General features: G+C 70.4%; 20 protein-coding genes and 1 pseudogene. 11 read left to right on the plus strand and 10 right to left on the minus strand.

Annotation, left to right across the window (positions count from 1 at the left end; translation table 11 throughout):
* Nucleotides 1-76 precede the first annotated feature (76 nt).
* Nucleotides 77-637 carry a S1 RNA-binding domain-containing protein gene (locus CP977_RS19590; protein ID WP_109185088.1) on the plus strand — a complete coding sequence of 187 codons (561 nt, stop codon included), beginning with the start codon at nt 77-79 and terminating at the stop codon, nt 635-637.
* Here the strand turns inward: CP977_RS19590 and CP977_RS19595 are convergent.
* Both CP977_RS19595 and CP977_RS19600 read right to left on the minus strand, forming a co-directional pair.
* Entirely contained in the window at nt 634-1,023 is a 390-nt protein-coding gene (locus CP977_RS19595) for a hypothetical protein (RefSeq protein ID WP_229991415.1), read from the minus strand. The two genes, CP977_RS19590 and CP977_RS19595, sit on opposite strands and share 4 nt — an antisense overlap.
* Nucleotides 1,024-1,233: 210 nt before the next feature.
* Complete coding sequence (locus tag CP977_RS19600) at nt 1,234-1,578, minus strand: MerR family transcriptional regulator (protein ID WP_062753110.1); 345 nt, start codon at nt 1,576-1,578, stop codon at nt 1,234-1,236.
* Nucleotides 1,579-2,148: 570 nt separating this feature from the next.
* Here CP977_RS19600 and CP977_RS19605 point away from each other — a divergent pair.
* Complete coding sequence (locus tag CP977_RS19605; protein WP_229991414.1) at nt 2,149-2,793, plus strand: YwqG family protein; 645 nt, start codon at nt 2,149-2,151, stop codon at nt 2,791-2,793.
* A gap of 59 nt (nt 2,794-2,852) precedes the next feature.
* Here the strand turns inward: CP977_RS19605 and CP977_RS19610 are convergent, their stop codons facing one another.
* The 3 genes from CP977_RS19610 to CP977_RS19620 all read right to left on the minus strand — a co-directional run bounded on the left by CP977_RS19610 (nt 2,853) and on the right by CP977_RS19620 (nt 6,110).
* A complete protein-coding gene (locus tag CP977_RS19610; RefSeq protein ID WP_062753106.1) occupies nt 2,853-3,191 on the minus strand; it encodes a VOC family protein in 339 nt (112 codons plus the stop codon).
* A gap of 37 nt (nt 3,192-3,228) precedes the next feature.
* On the minus strand, nt 3,229-5,649 hold the full coding sequence (locus CP977_RS19615; protein WP_062753104.1) for an HAD-IC family P-type ATPase: 2,421 nt from the start codon (nt 5,647-5,649) through the stop codon (nt 3,229-3,231).
* Nucleotides 5,650-5,804: 155 nt separating this feature from the next.
* Nucleotides 5,805-6,110, minus strand: a complete 306-nt coding sequence (locus tag CP977_RS19620; protein ID WP_062753102.1) for a DUF2530 domain-containing protein — start codon at nt 6,108-6,110, stop codon at nt 5,805-5,807.
* Nucleotides 6,111-6,267: 157 nt separating this feature from the next.
* Here CP977_RS19620 and CP977_RS19625 point away from each other — a divergent pair, with 157 nt between their 5' ends.
* Complete coding sequence (locus CP977_RS19625) at nt 6,268-7,719, plus strand: NCS2 family permease (RefSeq protein ID WP_062753100.1); 1,452 nt, start codon at nt 6,268-6,270, stop codon at nt 7,717-7,719.
* On the opposite strand, the gene CP977_RS19630 is transcribed toward CP977_RS19625, so the two are convergent.
* Nucleotides 7,689-7,958, minus strand: a complete 270-nt coding sequence (locus tag CP977_RS19630) for a hypothetical protein (RefSeq protein WP_062753097.1) — start codon at nt 7,956-7,958, stop codon at nt 7,689-7,691. The genes CP977_RS19625 and CP977_RS19630 overlap by 31 nt on opposite strands.
* 215 nt (nt 7,959-8,173) lie before the next feature.
* Here CP977_RS19630 and CP977_RS19635 point away from each other — a divergent pair, with 215 nt between their 5' ends.
* Together CP977_RS19635 and CP977_RS19640 are read left to right on the plus strand one after the other, a co-directional pair.
* On the plus strand, nt 8,174-8,617 hold the full coding sequence (locus tag CP977_RS19635) for a MarR family winged helix-turn-helix transcriptional regulator (protein WP_062753095.1): 444 nt from the start codon (nt 8,174-8,176) through the stop codon (nt 8,615-8,617).
* Between the two features lie 26 nt (nt 8,618-8,643).
* The gene (locus tag CP977_RS19640; RefSeq protein ID WP_062753093.1) at nt 8,644-9,981 is read left to right on the plus strand and encodes an MFS transporter; all 1,338 of its coding nucleotides are present in this window, start codon (nt 8,644-8,646) and stop codon (nt 9,979-9,981) included.
* A 57-nt stretch (nt 9,982-10,038) separates the two neighbouring features.
* On the opposite strand, the gene CP977_RS19645 is transcribed toward CP977_RS19640, so the two are convergent.
* Together CP977_RS19645 and CP977_RS19650 are read right to left on the minus strand one after the other, a co-directional pair.
* Entirely contained in the window at nt 10,039-10,539 is a 501-nt protein-coding gene (locus CP977_RS19645; protein ID WP_062753091.1) for a GNAT family N-acetyltransferase, read from the minus strand.
* A 30-nt stretch (nt 10,540-10,569) separates the two neighbouring features.
* Nucleotides 10,570-10,872 carry a hypothetical protein gene (locus CP977_RS19650; RefSeq protein ID WP_062753088.1) on the minus strand — a complete coding sequence of 101 codons (303 nt, stop codon included), beginning with the start codon at nt 10,870-10,872 and terminating at the stop codon, nt 10,570-10,572.
* An 88-nt stretch (nt 10,873-10,960) separates the two neighbouring features.
* Between CP977_RS19650 and thpR the strand changes: the two genes are divergently transcribed.
* Nucleotides 10,961-11,545, plus strand: coding sequence for an RNA 2',3'-cyclic phosphodiesterase (thpR, locus tag CP977_RS19655; RefSeq protein WP_152370569.1), 585 nt, complete (start codon nt 10,961-10,963; stop codon nt 11,543-11,545).
* 278 nt (nt 11,546-11,823) lie between these two features.
* Here the strand turns inward: thpR and CP977_RS19660 are convergent, their stop codons facing one another.
* Nucleotides 11,824-12,813 carry an aldo/keto reductase gene (locus CP977_RS19660; protein ID WP_152370570.1) on the minus strand — a complete coding sequence of 330 codons (990 nt, stop codon included), beginning with the start codon at nt 12,811-12,813 and terminating at the stop codon, nt 11,824-11,826.
* Between the two features lie 168 nt (nt 12,814-12,981).
* On the opposite strand from CP977_RS19660, the gene CP977_RS34880 reads away from it, so the two are divergent.
* The 5 genes from CP977_RS34880 (at nt 12,982) to CP977_RS19685 (ending at nt 15,033) form a co-directional block, all read left to right on the plus strand.
* Nucleotides 12,982-13,182: a hypothetical protein gene (locus CP977_RS34880; RefSeq protein WP_152371600.1), complete on the plus strand. Its 201-nt coding sequence runs from the start codon at nt 12,982-12,984 to the stop codon at nt 13,180-13,182.
* On the plus strand, nt 13,166-13,690 hold the full coding sequence (locus CP977_RS19670; RefSeq protein WP_152370571.1) for a DUF6879 family protein: 525 nt from the start codon (nt 13,166-13,168) through the stop codon (nt 13,688-13,690). Before CP977_RS34880 ends, CP977_RS19670 begins: the two co-directional genes overlap by 17 nt.
* Nucleotides 13,687-14,520, plus strand: coding sequence for a helix-turn-helix domain-containing protein (locus tag CP977_RS19675; RefSeq protein ID WP_152370572.1), 834 nt, complete (start codon nt 13,687-13,689; stop codon nt 14,518-14,520). The genes CP977_RS19670 and CP977_RS19675 overlap by 4 nt, the downstream gene beginning before the upstream one ends.
* Nucleotides 14,521-14,608: 88 nt before the next feature.
* Nucleotides 14,609-14,812: a hypothetical protein gene (locus CP977_RS19680; RefSeq protein ID WP_229991413.1), complete on the plus strand. Its 204-nt coding sequence runs from the start codon at nt 14,609-14,611 to the stop codon at nt 14,810-14,812.
* Nucleotides 14,812-15,033 carry a DUF7848 domain-containing protein gene (locus CP977_RS19685; protein WP_183953215.1) on the plus strand — a complete coding sequence of 74 codons (222 nt, stop codon included), beginning with the start codon at nt 14,812-14,814 and terminating at the stop codon, nt 15,031-15,033. Before CP977_RS19680 ends, CP977_RS19685 begins: the two co-directional genes overlap by 1 nt.
* Nucleotides 15,034-15,093: 60 nt before the next feature.
* Here CP977_RS19685 and CP977_RS19690 read toward each other — a convergent pair.
* Nucleotides 15,094-15,396: pseudogene (locus tag CP977_RS19690) on the minus strand (recombinase family protein); the annotation flags it as partial.

Here is a 15,396-nt window from a genome sequence, read left to right on the forward strand (position 1 = left end):
GGGCCGCGAGCCCGGCATGATCGGCGAGACACCTCCTAGGGGCCGCCGAGGGAGGCCGTGTGGCAGGGTTCCGGGCATGGACCAGCAGATGGAGGCCCCGGAACTCCGGGCGTTCCTGGAGGCGTTGAACCGCGGCGAGGTACTGACCGGCACCGTCGCGGCGATCGAACGGTTCGGGGTGTTCGTCGCCCTGGACGACGGGCCCGGCCACCCGGTCTTCCCCGGTGCCGGGTTCATCAGCATGGCCGAGCTGTCCTGGGTCCGCTTCGACGCCCCGGACGACGTCGTGGCGGTCGGGGAACGCGTCTCCTGCGAGTTCCTCCAGTTCGACACGTACAACATGGAGGCCAGGCTGTCCCTGAAGGCGCTGCGGCCCGACCCCCTCCGGGCCTTCGCCGACCGCATGCCGGTGGGCCGGGAACTGCGCGGGACGGTCGAGAAGGTGCTCTCCGTCGGAGCCTTCGTCGACCTCGGGGAGGGGCTCCTCGGGTTGGTCCCCTTCCGCGAGGTCAACGGGTACCCCGCCGCCGGTCGGCCGGAGGACTTCGGGGAGGGCGAGGAGGTCTCCGTCGTCGTCACACACATCGAGCGCCCGACCCGGCGAATCCTCCTCTCCGGCCCGCGGGGGACGTCCTAGGCCATCCAGACCCCGCTGTGCCGGTGCCGGGCGGGCGGTACGTCGACGGACTCGGCGGCGGCGAGGTCGAGCACGCCGTCGGGGGTGTTCACCAGGCCCAGGACCGTGCCGACCCGCTTCCGGAGCAGCTGTCGCGCCCGGCGCTCCTGCTCGGCGGCCCGGTGCGCGACGGTCTTGTCCCAGCGGTGCCGGGGCAGCGAGTGGACCGCGACCGCCCGCCGGACCGGGCGTGGGCGGGGTCGCCGGGCCTCCCGGGCGGCTTCGGCGAGGTCCCCGGCGTCGTACCTCAGGTCGTAGAGCACGACGGCGTGGTGAGGATCCCCCGGCAGCCAGTCGGCGGGACTCCTCCGGCGGGCGAGGGAAGGGTGATGAGCGGTACGGGCCACGGCAAACTCCATCGGGCAGCCACCGCCAGGCATCTCCTGGCGGGCTACCTGAAGCCCCGGGGACCGTTCGCACGCGCGTTCCGCATGGGGGCACGGTATGCGGGTGTGCGCGCCCGCCGCAGCCGAATTCGGCACCGCCGAGTCCTCTGTCCGGCTACGTGCGCACAGGGCCCAGGACGTGGGGAGCCCGCCGTGCGGCCGGTGCTCGGTTCACTCCGTGGTCGACGGGTGCGGGCCGGCCGCCGCGCGGCGGTACCGGTCGTTGAGGCGCTGGGCCTCTTCGAGCTGGTCTTCGAGGACGACGATGCGGCAGGCCGCCTCGACGGGGGTGCCCTGGTCGACCAGTTCCCGGGCGCGGGCCGCGATCCGCAGCTGGTAGCGGGAGTAGCGGCGGTGGCCGCCCTCGGAGCGCAGCGGGGTGATCAGGCGGTGTTCGCCGAGGGCGCGGAGGAAGGCGGGGGTGGTGCCGAGCATCTCGGCGGCCCGGCCCATGGTGTAGGCGGGATAGTCGTCGTCGTCGAACTTGTCGACGGGGCGGGTGCTGCGAGGGGGCATAGGCCTCTTCTTCCGGGGACGCGTCGAGGGGCCCGGACGCCGTAGCGGCGCCCGGGCCCCGAGCTTTCAACACCATCTACCGGCCGACTGCGCCGGGTTTCTCGTTCCGCGGGTGCCGCCTCGTGGGCGGGGCCGCGGGGATCGCGGTTGCGTGACCGGGGACCACCTTCCAATCCGGGGCCTGCGGTACCCGGGCTGCCGTGCTCGCCCGGGCGATCCTGATGGCGTCCTGCTCCTTCTCTCTTCCGTGTACTTCACTTCGGTACCGCTCACGGCCCCTGGGGCCGCCCGGCCCGGCGGCCAGTGGAGGAACCCGTCACTTCCGGCTCCGCCGCTCCGCCGCCGTTCCGCACCTTCTCGACCTGCGTACGCGGCAGTGCGTCCCTGCCGCGTCCTTCGACTTCTGGGTTACGAGGAAAACGTTAGACCCGTCGGGAGAAAAAATCTACTCCCGCCGCGATAGATTTATTCTTTCGGGGGACAGTGACATTCTGTCTTGGCCGGGGCACGGGGGGACGGCGGCGCCACCGTCTCGCGGGCCCTGTCGGCGGTCGCCGGTAGCCTCTCGCCGTGCAGACGAACCTGATGATCTACGACGGCCCCGCGCCGGCCGATTCCGACGCCCCGCGCACCGGGGGCGTGCCGCTGGCTCCCGCCGGGTTCGTCTGGCCGGTGTGCGGCTGCGGCGGACCGCTGCGGTTCTTCGCCCACCTTCCCGTCGGGGACGACGTCCTGTCGGTGTTCCTGTGCCAGAACGATCCCGGCGTGTGCGAGTTCTGGGACGCGCGGTCCAGCGCGAACAGGGTCCACCTGTTTCCCCGAGAGGGCCTGCGGCCCGTAGCCGTACCCGAGTCGGGGCTGGCCCTGCTGCCTGTCACCTCGGCCATCCGCGTCCACGGGGTGGCGTTCGACCCCGACGAGGCCGACGAGGAGGAGGGCGAGCCCGACGCCTACGACATCGCCCGCCAGGGGTGGAGGCGCGAACCGGGAGAACGGTTCGGGAAGCAGCGCGAAGTGCTCGGGTCGCTCGGAGGCAGTCCCTCCTACCTGGAGGACGACCGCCTGCCCGCCTGCCCTTCCTGCGCTGGCGCCATGGAGTTCGCGGCGCACCTGGAAGAGGGGCTGACCCGGGAGACCGCCATGAACCTCGGCGGCCAACTGGGCTACGTCTTCGTCTGCCGCGCCTGCCGCGAGGGCGCCTTCCTGACGGACTGAGACCGGCCGCCGACCCGCTGGAGCCGGCACCGGCCGGTCGCGTCCGCCCCCGGGCGGCCTCAGAGCGGCCCGCCGCCCAGGCCGATCTCGTTGCCGTCCGCGTCCCGGTAGGTCACCTTGGTCACGGTGTCGTAGGTCTCGCGCCGCACGGGTTCGAGGCCCTGGCGGGCGAGTTCGGCGACCCGGGCGTCCAGGTCGTCGACGAAGGTCGTCAGGAGGGCGTTCCCCGCGCGTTCGCGGTCCTCGACGATGTAGGCGTAGCGGCCCTCGGCGAGCTGCCACACCGCCTCCGTGTCGTGCGGCAGGAACGAGGGGCGGGCGCCGAAGAACCGTTCGTACCAGGGCAGGGCCGAGGTGTAGTCGGTCACGGGGATGCCCGCGAAGAGTTCCGGGGTCATGTCGGTCCTCCAGTCGTCTTCCAGGGGATTCGTGCGGCTACGCCGGGAACCTCCGGTCCACCCAGCGCCAGGCCAGTTCCAGGAGCGCCGCGCCCGTCGCCGCGATCGCGACCGCCGCCCACGGCATCGTCGTGCCGACCAGCTTCAGGGCGAAGAAGTCCTGGAGCCAGGGGACGACGAGGACGAGGAGGAAGGCGCCGGCCATGGTGGCGACCAGGGCGAGGCGCCACCAGGTGTAGGGGCGGGCGATGATCGCGAGGACCCAGAGGGAGACCAGGAAGAGGGTCAGGGTCGCCGCGCTGGTCTCCGCGCCCAGGGCGTCCGCGCCGCTGTAGTGGTGGCGGGCCAGGAGGTACGTGGTGAAGGTGGCCGCCGCCGCGACGACCCCGCCCGGGATCGCGTACCGCATCACCCGGCGCACGAAGTGCGGCTTCGCCCGCTCCTTGTTGGGGGCCAGGGCCAGGAAGAAGGCCGGGACGCCGATCGTCAGGGTGGACAGCAGGGTCAGGTGGCGGGGCAGGAAGGGGTACTCGACCTGGGAGCAGACCACCAGGACCGCCAGGAGCACCGAGTACACCGTCTTCGTCAGGAACAGGGTCGCCACGCGCGTGATGTTGCCGATGACCCGGCGCCCCTCCGCCACCACCGACGGCAGGGTCGCGAAGGAGTTGTTCAGGAGGACGATCTGCGCGACCGCCCTCGTCGCCTCCGAGCCCGAGCCCATCGACACCCCGATGTCGGCGTCCTTCAGGGCCAGGACGTCGTTCACGCCGTCGCCGGTCATCGCGACCGTGTGGCCCTTCGACTGGAGCGCGGCCACCATGTCCCGCTTCTGCTGCGGGGTGACCCGGCCGAAGACCGCGTTCTCCTCCAGCACCTCCGCCATCTTCTCCCGGTCCTCGGGGAGCGTGCGGGCGTCCACCGTGTGCTCCGCGCCCGGCAGGTCCAGCTTCCCGGCCACCGCGCCGACCGAGACCGCGTTGTCGCCGGAGATGACCTTGGCGGCGACGTTCTGGTCGGTGAAGTACGCCAGGGTGTCGGACGCGTCCGGGCGCAGCCGCTGCTCCAGGACCACGAGCGCGGCCGGGCGGGCCGCCTCCGCCGCCCCGGGGGCGCCGGGCGCGCGGTCCGTACGGGCCAGGAGGAGGACCCGCAGGCCCTGCTCGTTCAGGTGGTCGGTCTCGGCGAGCGCCGGGTCGCCGGCCTCCAGGAGGACGTCCGGGGCGCCCAGCAGCCACGACGACTCCGGACCACCGTCCTCCCCGCCGCCCTCCTCGAACGTCGCGCCGCTGTACTTGCGGGCCGACGAGAACGGCAGCGCCTCCGCGCAGCGCCATCCGTCCGGTTCCGGACAGGCCTCGATGATCGCCTGGAGGGAGGCGTTCGGGTGCGGGTCGGACGCGCCGAGCGCGCCGAGGACCTTCCGTACGTACGCCTCGTCGGAGCCGTTCAGCGGGCGCAGCTCCGTCACGTCCATGCCGCCCTCGGTCAGCGTGCCCGTCTTGTCCAGGCACACGACGTCCACCCGCGCCAGGCCCTCGATGGCCGGCAGCTCCTGCACGAGGCACTGCTTGCGGCCGAGCCGGACCACGCCGATCGCGAAGGCCACGGAGGTGAGGAGGACCAGCCCCTCCGGGATCATCGGGACGATGCCGCCGACGGTCCGGGCGATCGAGTCCTTGAGGTCGGTGTCCTTGACGACCAGCTGGCTGATGATCAGACCGGTCGCGGTCGGGATCATCATCCACGTCACGTACTTGAGGATCGTGGAGATGCCGCTGCGCAGCTCGGAGTGGACGAGCGTGAAGCGGGACGCCTCCTCCGCGAGCTGCGCCGCGTACGCCTCGCGGCCGACCTTCGTGGCCGTGAACGCGCCGCCGCCCGCCACCACGAACGAGCCCGACATCATCGGGTCGCCCGGCTTCTTCACCACCGGGTCCGCCTCGCCGGTGAGCAGCGACTCGTCCACCTCCAGGCTGTCGGCCTCCGCCACCACCCCGTCCACGACGACCTTGTCCCCGGGGCCGAGCTCGATCAGGTCGCCGAGGACGATCTCGGAGGTGGACAGTTCGGCGGCGGTCCCGTCGCGCCGGACCGTCGGCCTGGCCTCGCCGATGACGGCGAGCCCGTCGAGGGTCTTCTTGGCGCGCAGCTCCTGGATGATGCCGATGCCGGTGTTCGCGACGATCACGAAGCCGAAGAGGCTGTCCTGGATCGGCGCGACGAAGAGCATGATCACCCACAGGACGCCGATGATCGCGTTGAAGCGGGTGAAGACGTTGGCCCGGACGATGTCGACGGCCGAGCGGGAGCTGCGTACGGGGACGTCGTTGACCTCTCCGCGCGCGACCCGCTCCGCGACCTCGGCGGAGGTGAGCCCGGCCGGGCGGTGCTCGACGGGCGGTCCGCCCCCCGCCGCCCCACTGCTGTCGGTGTCGATCTTCGCCCGCTGCGTCATGCTCTCGACGGTACGACCGGAATCGGGCGTTCACCTGCCGGAGAGGGGGATCGGAGGGGGATATGGGGGTGGGGGTCGGACCCCGGGCGTAGGGGGGTGCTCCCTCGGTACTACGGGCGGTACTACGGGGTCACCAGTACGGGGTCACCGGCGCGTCACCGCGGAGCCCGCCGTTCCGGGGCTTCCCCCGCCGTGGCCGTGGCCCCCGCTTCCGTCGCCGCCGCGTGCCGCTTCAGCGCCGCGTCGCGCTTGCGCACGTACCAGATGCCGATGAGGCCGAGGCCGGCCCCGGCCAGGCAGGTCCACACCCACCAGGTCAGGTCCCGGTCGTCGAACCAGCCGTAGAAGGGGACCTGGACGAGGAAGAGGACGAACCAGAGGATCGTTCCGCCGGTGATGGTGGCGACGACGGGCCCTTCCAGGGGCTCGGGTGCCTCGTGCTTCGGTGTCCACTTCGCCATGGAGCCCAGTCTAGGCGGCGGCCCGGACGTCGGAAATTGGTGTCTACGCGCGGAGATGGACTCGCGCTCGTTCATGTGTTCATACTGAAACGGTTTGCCTGTGGCGGGTTTTCTTCGTACGAACCGCCAAAATGGACACTTTCCTACGAGGACTCCCATGAGCACCACGGCCACCGCCAAGGCACCTTCCCCCGAGCCGTCCGGTTCCCCCGAACCGTCCTCCGGCCTCGACCGCTTCTTCAAGATCTCCGCGCGCGGCTCGACCGTCGCCCGCGAGGTCCGCGGCGGCTTCGCCACCTTCTTCGCGATGGCCTACATCATCGTGCTGAACCCGATCATCCTCGGCAGCGCCAAGGACATGTACGGGAACCAGCTCGACGGCGGCCAGCTCGTCACCGCCACCGTCCTCACGGCGGCGTTCACGACCCTCCTCATGGGCGTCATCGGCAACGTCCCGATCGCCCTCGCCGCCGGCCTCGGCGTCAACACGGTCGTCGCGCTCCAGCTCGCGCCCCGGATGTCCTGGCCCGACGCCATGGGCATGGTCGTCCTCGCCGGCATCGTCGTGATGCTGCTCGTCGCGACCGGACTGCGCGAGCGCGTGATGAGCGCCGTCCCGGCCGGGCTCCGCAAGGGCATCGCGATCGGCATCGGCCTCTTCATCATGCTGATCGGCCTCGTCGACTCGGGCTTCGTCTCCCGCATCCCCGACGCCGCGCACACCACCGTCCCGCTCCAGCTCGGCGGCGACGGTCACCTCACCGGCTGGCCGGTGCTCGTCTTCGCCCTGGGCACCCTGCTCACCCTCGCGCTGATCGTCCGCAAGGTCCCCGGCGCCATCCTCATCTCGATCGTCGTCATGACGATCGTCGCCATGGTGATCAACGCGGTCGCCGACGTCCCGTCCTGGGGCCTGACCACCCCGGAGTGGCCCGGCAACCCGGTCGCCTCGCCCGACTTCGGCCTCCTCTGGGAGTTCAGCCTCTTCGGCGGCTTCCACAAGGTCGGCGTCCTGACCGGCGTCCTCTTCGTCTTCACCGTGCTGCTGTCCTGCTTCTTCGACGCCATGGGCACGATCCTCGGCGTCGGCGACGAGGCCGAGCTGACCGACGAGGACGGCAACTTCCCCGGCATCAACCGGGTGCTCCTCGTCGACGGCCTCGCCGTCGCCTCCGGCGGCGCGTCCTCCTCCTCCGCCACCACCTGCTTCGTGGAGTCCACGGCCGGCGTCGGTGAGGGGGCCAGGACCGGCCTCGCCTCCGTCGTCACCGGCGGCCTCTTCTCCGTGGCGCTGTTCCTCACGCCGCTCGCCACGATGGTCCCGTCCCAGGCCGCCACCCCCGCGCTGCTCGCGGTCGGCTTCCTGATCATGGCCGGCTCGGTCAAGGACATCGACTGGAGCGACTTCACCATCGCGGTGCCGGCGTTCCTGGCCATGGTGATGATGCCGTTCACGTACTCGATCACGAACGGCATCGGCATCGGCTTCATCGCCTTCAGCGTGCTGCGGCTCGCGGCCGGCCGGGGGCGCGAGGTCCCGGCGGCCATGTACGCCGTGTCGGCGGTGTTCGTCTTCTACTACGCGATGCCGGCGCTCGGCCTCACGTGATCCAGGGGCGGGGCGGGGGCCGTCCGCGGCTCCTGCCCCGCCTCCGCACCTTCCGCGCCCTCCGGGCCGTAGAACTTCTCCGTCTCGTCGACGGCGGTCTTGAACCGTTCGTCGAAATCCTCGCGAATGAGCGTCCGGGCCACGTAGTCCTGGACGCTCATTCCTCTTTTCGCGGCGTGACTCCTGAGCCGGTCGAGCAGCTCACCGTCGATGCGCAGGCTGAGCACTGTCGATCCCATGCCGTCAGGGTCGGGGCAGCCGGTGCTTCTTTGCGTCACTTTCTGGATCCGACTCACTCGTTTGGGTGATACATGGATGCCGAAGCGTGATCTGCGCCCGTGTGTGTTGTCGCGGGCGGGGGCGCGTGCGGGTGTGTGTGGGCGTGCCGTGTGATCCGTGCGACGTCCGGGGGGCCCGGTGTCTTTAGTTAGAGTAATGAGTTACGCTAATAAACATGCCTGACCTGTCCCACGGCACCGCCGACGACGTCGCGGCCGTGAACGCGCTCCGCTCCTCCGTCATGCGGCTGGGCCGACGCCTCAAGCACCAGCGCGTCGACGAATCGCTGAGCCCCACCGAGATGTCGGTGCTCGGCACCCTGTCGCTCTGCGGCTCCGCGACCCCCGGCGAGCTGGCCCGCAAGGAGCACGTCCAGCCGCCCTCGATGACCCGCATCGTCGCGCTGCTCGAAGCCAAGGGACTGGTCCGGCTGGAGCCGCACCCCGACGACCGCCGGCAGAAGGTGGTCAGCCAGACCGAGCAGGCCGAGGCCATGCTCGAGGAGTCCCGCCGCAAGCGGAACGCCTGGCTGGCCGCGCTCGCCGAGGGCCTGGACGAGGACGAATGGGCCAAGCTGCGCGCGGCCGCCCCCGTCCTGGAGAAGCTCGCACACCTGTAGACCCCGAGCCGAGGAGGCGACGCACTTTGAGTACGGGACCCGGAGCAGACTCCGCACCCGTCCACAAACCCGATACCCACACCCGCCGGGGCGGGGGGACCTTCTCCTCGCTCGGGATCCGGAACTACCGGCTGTTCTTCACCGGAGCGATCGTCTCCAACACCGGTACGTGGATGGCCCGGATCACCCAGGACTGGCTCGTCCTGAGCCTCACCGGCTCGGCCGCCGCCGTCGGCATCACGACGGCCCTCCAGTTCCTGCCGATGCTGCTCTTCGGCCTGTACGGCGGTGTCATCGCCGACCGGTACCCGAAGCGGCAGCTCCTTCTCGTCAGCCAGGCGGCCCTCGGGCTGTGCGGCGTCGCGCTCGCCGTGCTGACCCTGTCCGGGCACGTCCAGGTCTGGCACGTGTACCTGATCGCCTTCCTGCTGGGCATGGTCACCGTCGTCGACAACCCGGCGCGGCAGTCCTTCGTGTCCGAGATGGTCGGGCCCGAGCAGCTCCGCAACGCCGTCTCCCTGAACTCGGCGAACTTCCAGTCCGCCCGGCTCGTCGGGCCCGCGGTCGCCGGCGTCCTCATCGCCGGGGTCGGAAGCGGGTGGGCCTTCCTGCTGAACGGCCTGTCCTTCGCCGCGCCGGTGGTCGGCCTGCTGCTCATGCGGACCGGCGAGCTCCACAAGGTGGAGCGCGTGCCGCGGGGGAAGGGGCAGCTCCGGGAGGGGCTGCGGTACGTGGCCGGACGGCCCGATCTGGTGTGGCCCATCGTGCTGGTCGGCTTCATCGGGACGTTCGGGTTCAACTTCCCGATCTGGCTCACCGCCTTCGCCGACGGCGTCTTCCACGTGGGGGCCGGTACGTACGGGTTCCTCAACACCCTGATGGCCGTCGGGTCGCTCGTGGGCGCCCTCGCGGCGGCCCGGCGCGGGACCACCCGGCTGCGGATGCTCGTGATCGCGGCGGGCGTCTTCGGCGTGCTGGAGGTCGTGGCGGCCCTGTCGCCGGCGTTCTGGCTGTTCGCGCTGCTGCTCGTACCGATCGGCATGATCGGGCTCACGGTCAACGTCACCGCCAACTCCGCCGTGCAGATGGCCACCGATCCCGCGATGCGGGGGCGGGTGATGAGCCTCTACATGATGGTCTTCGCCGGGGGCACGCCGATCGGCGCGCCGCTGCTCGGGTGGGTCACCGACGCGTACGGGGCCCGGGTCGGGTTCGCCACGGGCGGGGTGATCTCGTTCGTCGCCGCCGTGGTGGTCGGGCTCGTGCTCGCTCGGGTCGGGGGGCTCAAGGTCGCCGTCGGGTGGCGGCGGGGACATCCGCAGGTCCGGTTCGTGGCGCGGGAGCGCCTGACCGCCGCGGCGTAGCCCCGGGGCGGGCGGCGGGGCCGTGACGGAGGCCCCGCCCCCTCCCGTACGGCGTCGTCAGACCCGCCGCTCCAGGATCTGGCCCTGCCAGTCGCCCACGGCGAAGGTGTCCGTGCGGGTGAAGCCCTGCTTCTCGTAGTACGCGATCAGGCGGCCCTCGCTGCCCGCGAAGCAGTCCACGCGGAGGAGCGAGACGTTCTTGCGGCGGGTTTCCTCGGCGGCGTGCCGGAGGAGGGCCGCTCCCACGCCCCGGTCGTGGAAGCGGGCGTCCGTCGCCAGGAGGCGTACGTACACCTCCGGCTCGTCGGCGGGGGGCACGTGCTTGCCCGGGTGGGGGGTCAGGGTCATCGTGCCCGCCGGTGCGCCGTCGATCTCCGCCACCCAGAGGTCGCCCTCGGCCACCGTCTCCTCGACCTGCCGCACGGCGGCGGGGCGGGCCGTGAAGGGTTCGGTGCCCCACTGGGCGGTGATGCCCTTGCCGTTCAGCCACGTGACGGCGCTGTCCAGGACGGTGAGCACGGCGGGTATGTCTTCGGGTCCACCCCTACGGATCTTCATGGGGGTGAGGGTAGGGGGTCCCGGGCGGGGTCAGGGGGCGGGTTCCGCGTTCACGGCGCGGTTGTGGAGGCGCCGGTGCCATTCGCCGGCGTCCGGTCCGGGGTCGGCGGTCAGGGCCGGGTCCGGTCCGCTCTCGACGAGGTGGAGGAGCGACCAGGCGACGCCGTAGCAGTCGTCCGGTCCGAAGCAGGAGACGAGTGCCCGGGCCTCTTCCGCGGTGACCGGCTTCGAGATCGCGTCGAGCTGCCGTACGCGCCTGTCGATCTCCTCCTCGCTCGCGTCCTCGTCGGGGAGCGGGCCGGCGGCGACGAACGCCTGTACTTCGGGTCTCATGGGCCGATGATCGGCCGCCTTCGCTTCCGGGGGCAAGCCGTCTCCGCCGGTCGGGGCGTGCGTACGCGGGGGGTGCCACACTTCTCGCATGAGGCTTTTCGCCGCCGTGCTGCCGCCTTCGGAGCGGTTGGACGAGCTCGGGCGTGTGGTCGACCGGTTGCGGGGGCTGCCCGGGGCCGGGGGAGTGCGCTGGGCCTCGCGGGACGGGTGGCACCTCACGCTCGCCTTCATGGGGGAGGTGGACGAGGCCCTGCTGCCCGAGGTGCGGGCGCGGCTGGAGCGGGCCGCGTCCCGTACGCCGGTCTTTCCGCTGCGGCTCCACGGGGGCGGGCACTTCGGGCGGCGGACGCTGTGGGCCGGGGTCGCCGGGGACCTGGACACGCTGCGGCTCCTCGCCGAGCGGTCCGACGCGGCCGCGCGCCGGGCCGGGATCGCGATGGGGGAGCACCGCCGGTACCGCGCCCACCTGACCGTCGGACGGGGGAGGGGGGAAGGGGTTGCCATGGGGCCCTTCCTGGACGTGCTCGACGGGTTCGAGGGCGGCCGGTGGGAGGTGGACGAGCTGGTTCTCGTACGGTCCGAGCTGCCGGTGAGCGGGGTGAAGGGGGAGCAGCCCCGGTACGAGAGGATCGGATCGTGGCCCCTGGGAGGGGGCGGAAGCGGGGCGGGTTAACCTCGAAGGGTGGACCCGAAGACTCGCAACCGGATCATGGCCGGTGTTCTCGTGCTGATGTTCGCCATCGTCGCCGTGGCGTCGGCGGTGGGCCAGTAGCCGGGCGCTTGCTTGGAGTGCGCTCCACGTAGTTGGCTGGTGACTCATGGAGTACACGCAGCTCGGACGCACCGGACTCAACTTCTTCGACGCGAATCAGTCACTTTGACGCCCGTGTGACGTGGTGGCCGCCGCCCCAGCAGGACGGGCGACGGCCATGCCCACGAGGCCCTGGTCGATTACCAGGCGAAGGCTTCCGGCGAAGGGCCGGGGCCGGGGAAGATCTCGTCCAGACCCGTCAGAACTTCGTCGCTCAACTCCAGCTCCAGGGCGCGCAGCGCGCTCTCCAGCTGCTCCACCGTGCGCGGACCGACGATCGGGCCGGTGACGCCGGGCCGGGTGAGGAGCCAGGCGAGGCCGACCTCGCCGGGGGCGAGGCCGTGCTTGTCGAGGAGGTCCTCGTACGCCTGGAACTGGGCGCGCTTCGCCGGGTCGGCGAGGGTCTCCGCCGCGCGCCCCTCGGTGCGGCGCTTGCCCTCGGTCTCCTTCTTGAGGACGCCGCCGAGGAGGCCGCCGTGCAGCGGCGACCAGGGGATGACCCCGAGCCCGTACTCCTGGGCCGCCGGGATGACCTCCATCTCGGCGCGGCGCTCGTAGAGGTTGTACAGGCACTGCTCGCTGACGAGGCCGACCATGCCGCGGCGGGCGGCGGTCTCGTTGGCCTGGGCGATCTTGTAGCCGGGGAAGTTGGACGAGCCGGCGTAGAGGATCTTGCCCTGCGTGATCAGGACGTCGATCGCCTGCCAGATCTCCTCGAAGGGAGTGCGGCGGTCGATGTGGTGGAACTGGTACAGGTCGATGTAGTCGGTGCCGAGTCGCTTGAGGCTGGCTTCCACCGCGCGCCGGATATTCAACGCCGACAGCCGGTCCTCGTTGGGCCAGGTCTCACCGTCGTGGGACATGGAGCCGTAGACCTTGGTGGCGAGGACCGCCTTCTCCCGCCGGCCACCGCCCTGGGCGAACCACGTCCCGATGATCTCCTCGGTGCGGCCTTTGTTCTCACCCCACCCATACACATTGGCCGTGTCTACGAAGTTCAGACCTGCGTCCAGCGCGGCATCCAAGATGCCGTGACTTGTCGGTTCGTCCGTCTGCGGGCCGAAGTTCATCGTGCCGAGGACGAGTCGGCTGACCTTGAGTCCGGTGCGTCCGAGCTGCGTGTACTTCATGAGGCACAAGCCAACTGCTTCGAACCCACTCCAAGCAAGAGCCGACCACTCAGCCGCCCGTTTATGCGACAACGTGCATGAGTCGCGTCCGTGCATGGACGGCCGCGAATGGCCCCCGTACGGTCGTCTCAGGCGGCCCCACCGGGCCGACAAGTCAAGGGGGTTCGCATAGCACGCGAAGAACTGACTCGGCTCACCGGCAACGGCACGTGCGGAGAGGACGACTGCCCGAACGTCTACCGCACCGCTTCCGGCTCCATCGTGGTTCAGGGCGACGTGTCCGATGCCTTCACGCCCCCGCAGGGGGAAGGGCTCGTGGAGATCCCCGAGGGCGTTCTTCGGGAGGCCGTTCGTGCTCTTGGACGGTGACGAGTGGCGGGCGATGCTCCGGGGCTTCCAGTCCGAGGCATGGCGGCTGGAGACCCTGCCCCAGTACCTCGTACCGCAGGAGGCGGAAGAGCTCGAAGCCTTCCGCGCAGGCAAGCGCGTCGACCCGGACACCTACTCGTCCGCGTATACGGAAGACCTGAAGCGGCTGCGAGGCGAGGGGAAGAGCAAGGGGCGCGTGCACGTCCTGACTCGACCGCTCTCCGAGTACCTGCGCTTCGAGTTCTCGCGTTACTACGCCTCTCACGTGCTCGCCGGGGAGGACATCCGCATCCTTGACGTGACCGAGCGGGAGAACCCGTTGCCGGATGTCGGGGACTTCTGGATGTTCGACCGCTCGACGGTCGTTCTCATGAAGTACGAGGACGACGGAACGCAGATCAGCCGGGAGTTGTACGAGGGTGACCCTGCGCCGTTCGTCGAGTGGCAGCGCATCGCCGTTGCCGAGTCGGTTCCCTTCCTGGAGTACACGGAACGCGGGACGGAGTGACGTTCGAAGCTGAGCAGCTTGGCGAATCTGGTACCGAACTCGCCTCTCTGCTCCGGGACTTGCGCAAGCGAGCCGGCCTCTCGGGGGGTCGGCTCGCAGCGCGCTGCAACATGTCCCAGTCGAAGGTGTCTCGCATCGAGAACGGCCGGACACGGCCGTCCCTGGTCGACGTCGAGCAGATCTTGCGAGCGCTGGACGCTCCGCCGGAACTGGTCTCGGAGGTGTCCGCCCTCGCCAGGATGGCGAACACCGAGTGGCGGAACGTCCGAGAACTTCGGCGCAAGGGACTCGGTACGAGACAGGCCGAGCTGAAGTCCCTCGAAGCGTCCTCCACGCACATGCGGTACTTCCTGCTTTCGATGGTTACGGGCTTGCTGGCAACACCTGAGTACGTACGGGCGAGCTTGGCCCACTCGACGGCCGACACGAGCAAGGCAGTGGCGGGGAAGCTGGGACGGCAAGCCGTCCTCTACGACGCCTCGAAGCGGTTCACGTTCGTCCTGACCGAGCAGGCGGTTCGCTGGCCGGTGGTCTCCCCACTGGCACTGGCCGAGCAGATGGACCGGCTGGCGTCCCTGTCCTACCTCCCGAACGTTCAGATCGGGGTGATCCCCGTAGGGGCGCCGACGCCCCGAACCCCCCTGAGTACGTTCACCATCTACGACGCCGCGTTGGTCACCATCGAGACGACCGCGGGAAGCCTCGTACTCCGCGACGGCCGAGACGTTCCTTCCTACCTGAAGGAGTTCGCCGGATACGAGGAACACGCCCTCTTCGGAGAAGGCCTTCGGGTACGGCTCGCCGAGTGGTCCGCCGCTTGCCGTGCATGACTTCAGTCGACTACGCGACTGAAACGCCATCCCGTGCGCACCCCAGGGGATCATCCTTCGGCAGGCGAACAGTCGGGAGGCCACACGGATGAGCACACCCAAGACGACGATGGCAGGGCCGGTGAACCTGACCCTTCCGGAGGGAGATCCGAACCCCTTCGCGGGCTGTCGGCAGTGCCTCGGCGTCGCCGCGACCCGAGCCAACGCCCGATCGGTCGGCGACTACTCGAAGGCGACGGACGCGAACGTCGTGCTCCGCACGCACCTCCGGGAAGACCACGGGGCCGAGTGATGGCGCGCACGGTCCTGCGGTTCGTGACGCACCGGATCACACAGCATCCGGACGCGGACGTGACCTATGAGGCGGAGTGCCTGCACTGCAAGTGGAAGGCGGAGCCGTCGACGGACAGCGCGGCGGTCGACGTGGAGTGCATGAGCCATACCGGCCTGAGCAACCATCGCGGCTTCCGGCGGATCTGTACGTCGTTCGCCATGGTGGTGCGGGCCGAGTAGGGCAGTGTCGTACGTTCACGACGTAGCTGGGGGCCTGTCTGAAACTGCTGTGTGCTTGACTCAGGCGCTTTCTCCCAGGTGCCGGTACGAGCGTGTGGCACGGGAGATTCCGAGGGCCTTGGCGATGGTGCTGACGCTCTCTCCCTTGGCCTTTCTCGCAGGGGCCACGGTGAGTACATCCTCGTCCACCGCAGACGGGCGGCTCCCGGTACGGCCCTGTGCCTTGGCCGCTTCCAGACCGTCCCGTGTGCGGCCCTTGATGAGCGACCGGCCGAGCCGGTCGAGCTTCCGCACGCACAGGACTTCGCCCGGTCGGGCGTAGTCCAGTGCGGCCGTGAGCTGCGGCCGGTCGGTGTTCTTCCC

Origin of the sequence: Streptomyces cinereoruber (assembly GCF_009299385.1) — a bacterium.
Lineage (GTDB): Bacteria > Actinomycetota > Actinomycetes > Streptomycetales > Streptomycetaceae > Streptomyces > Streptomyces bikiniensis.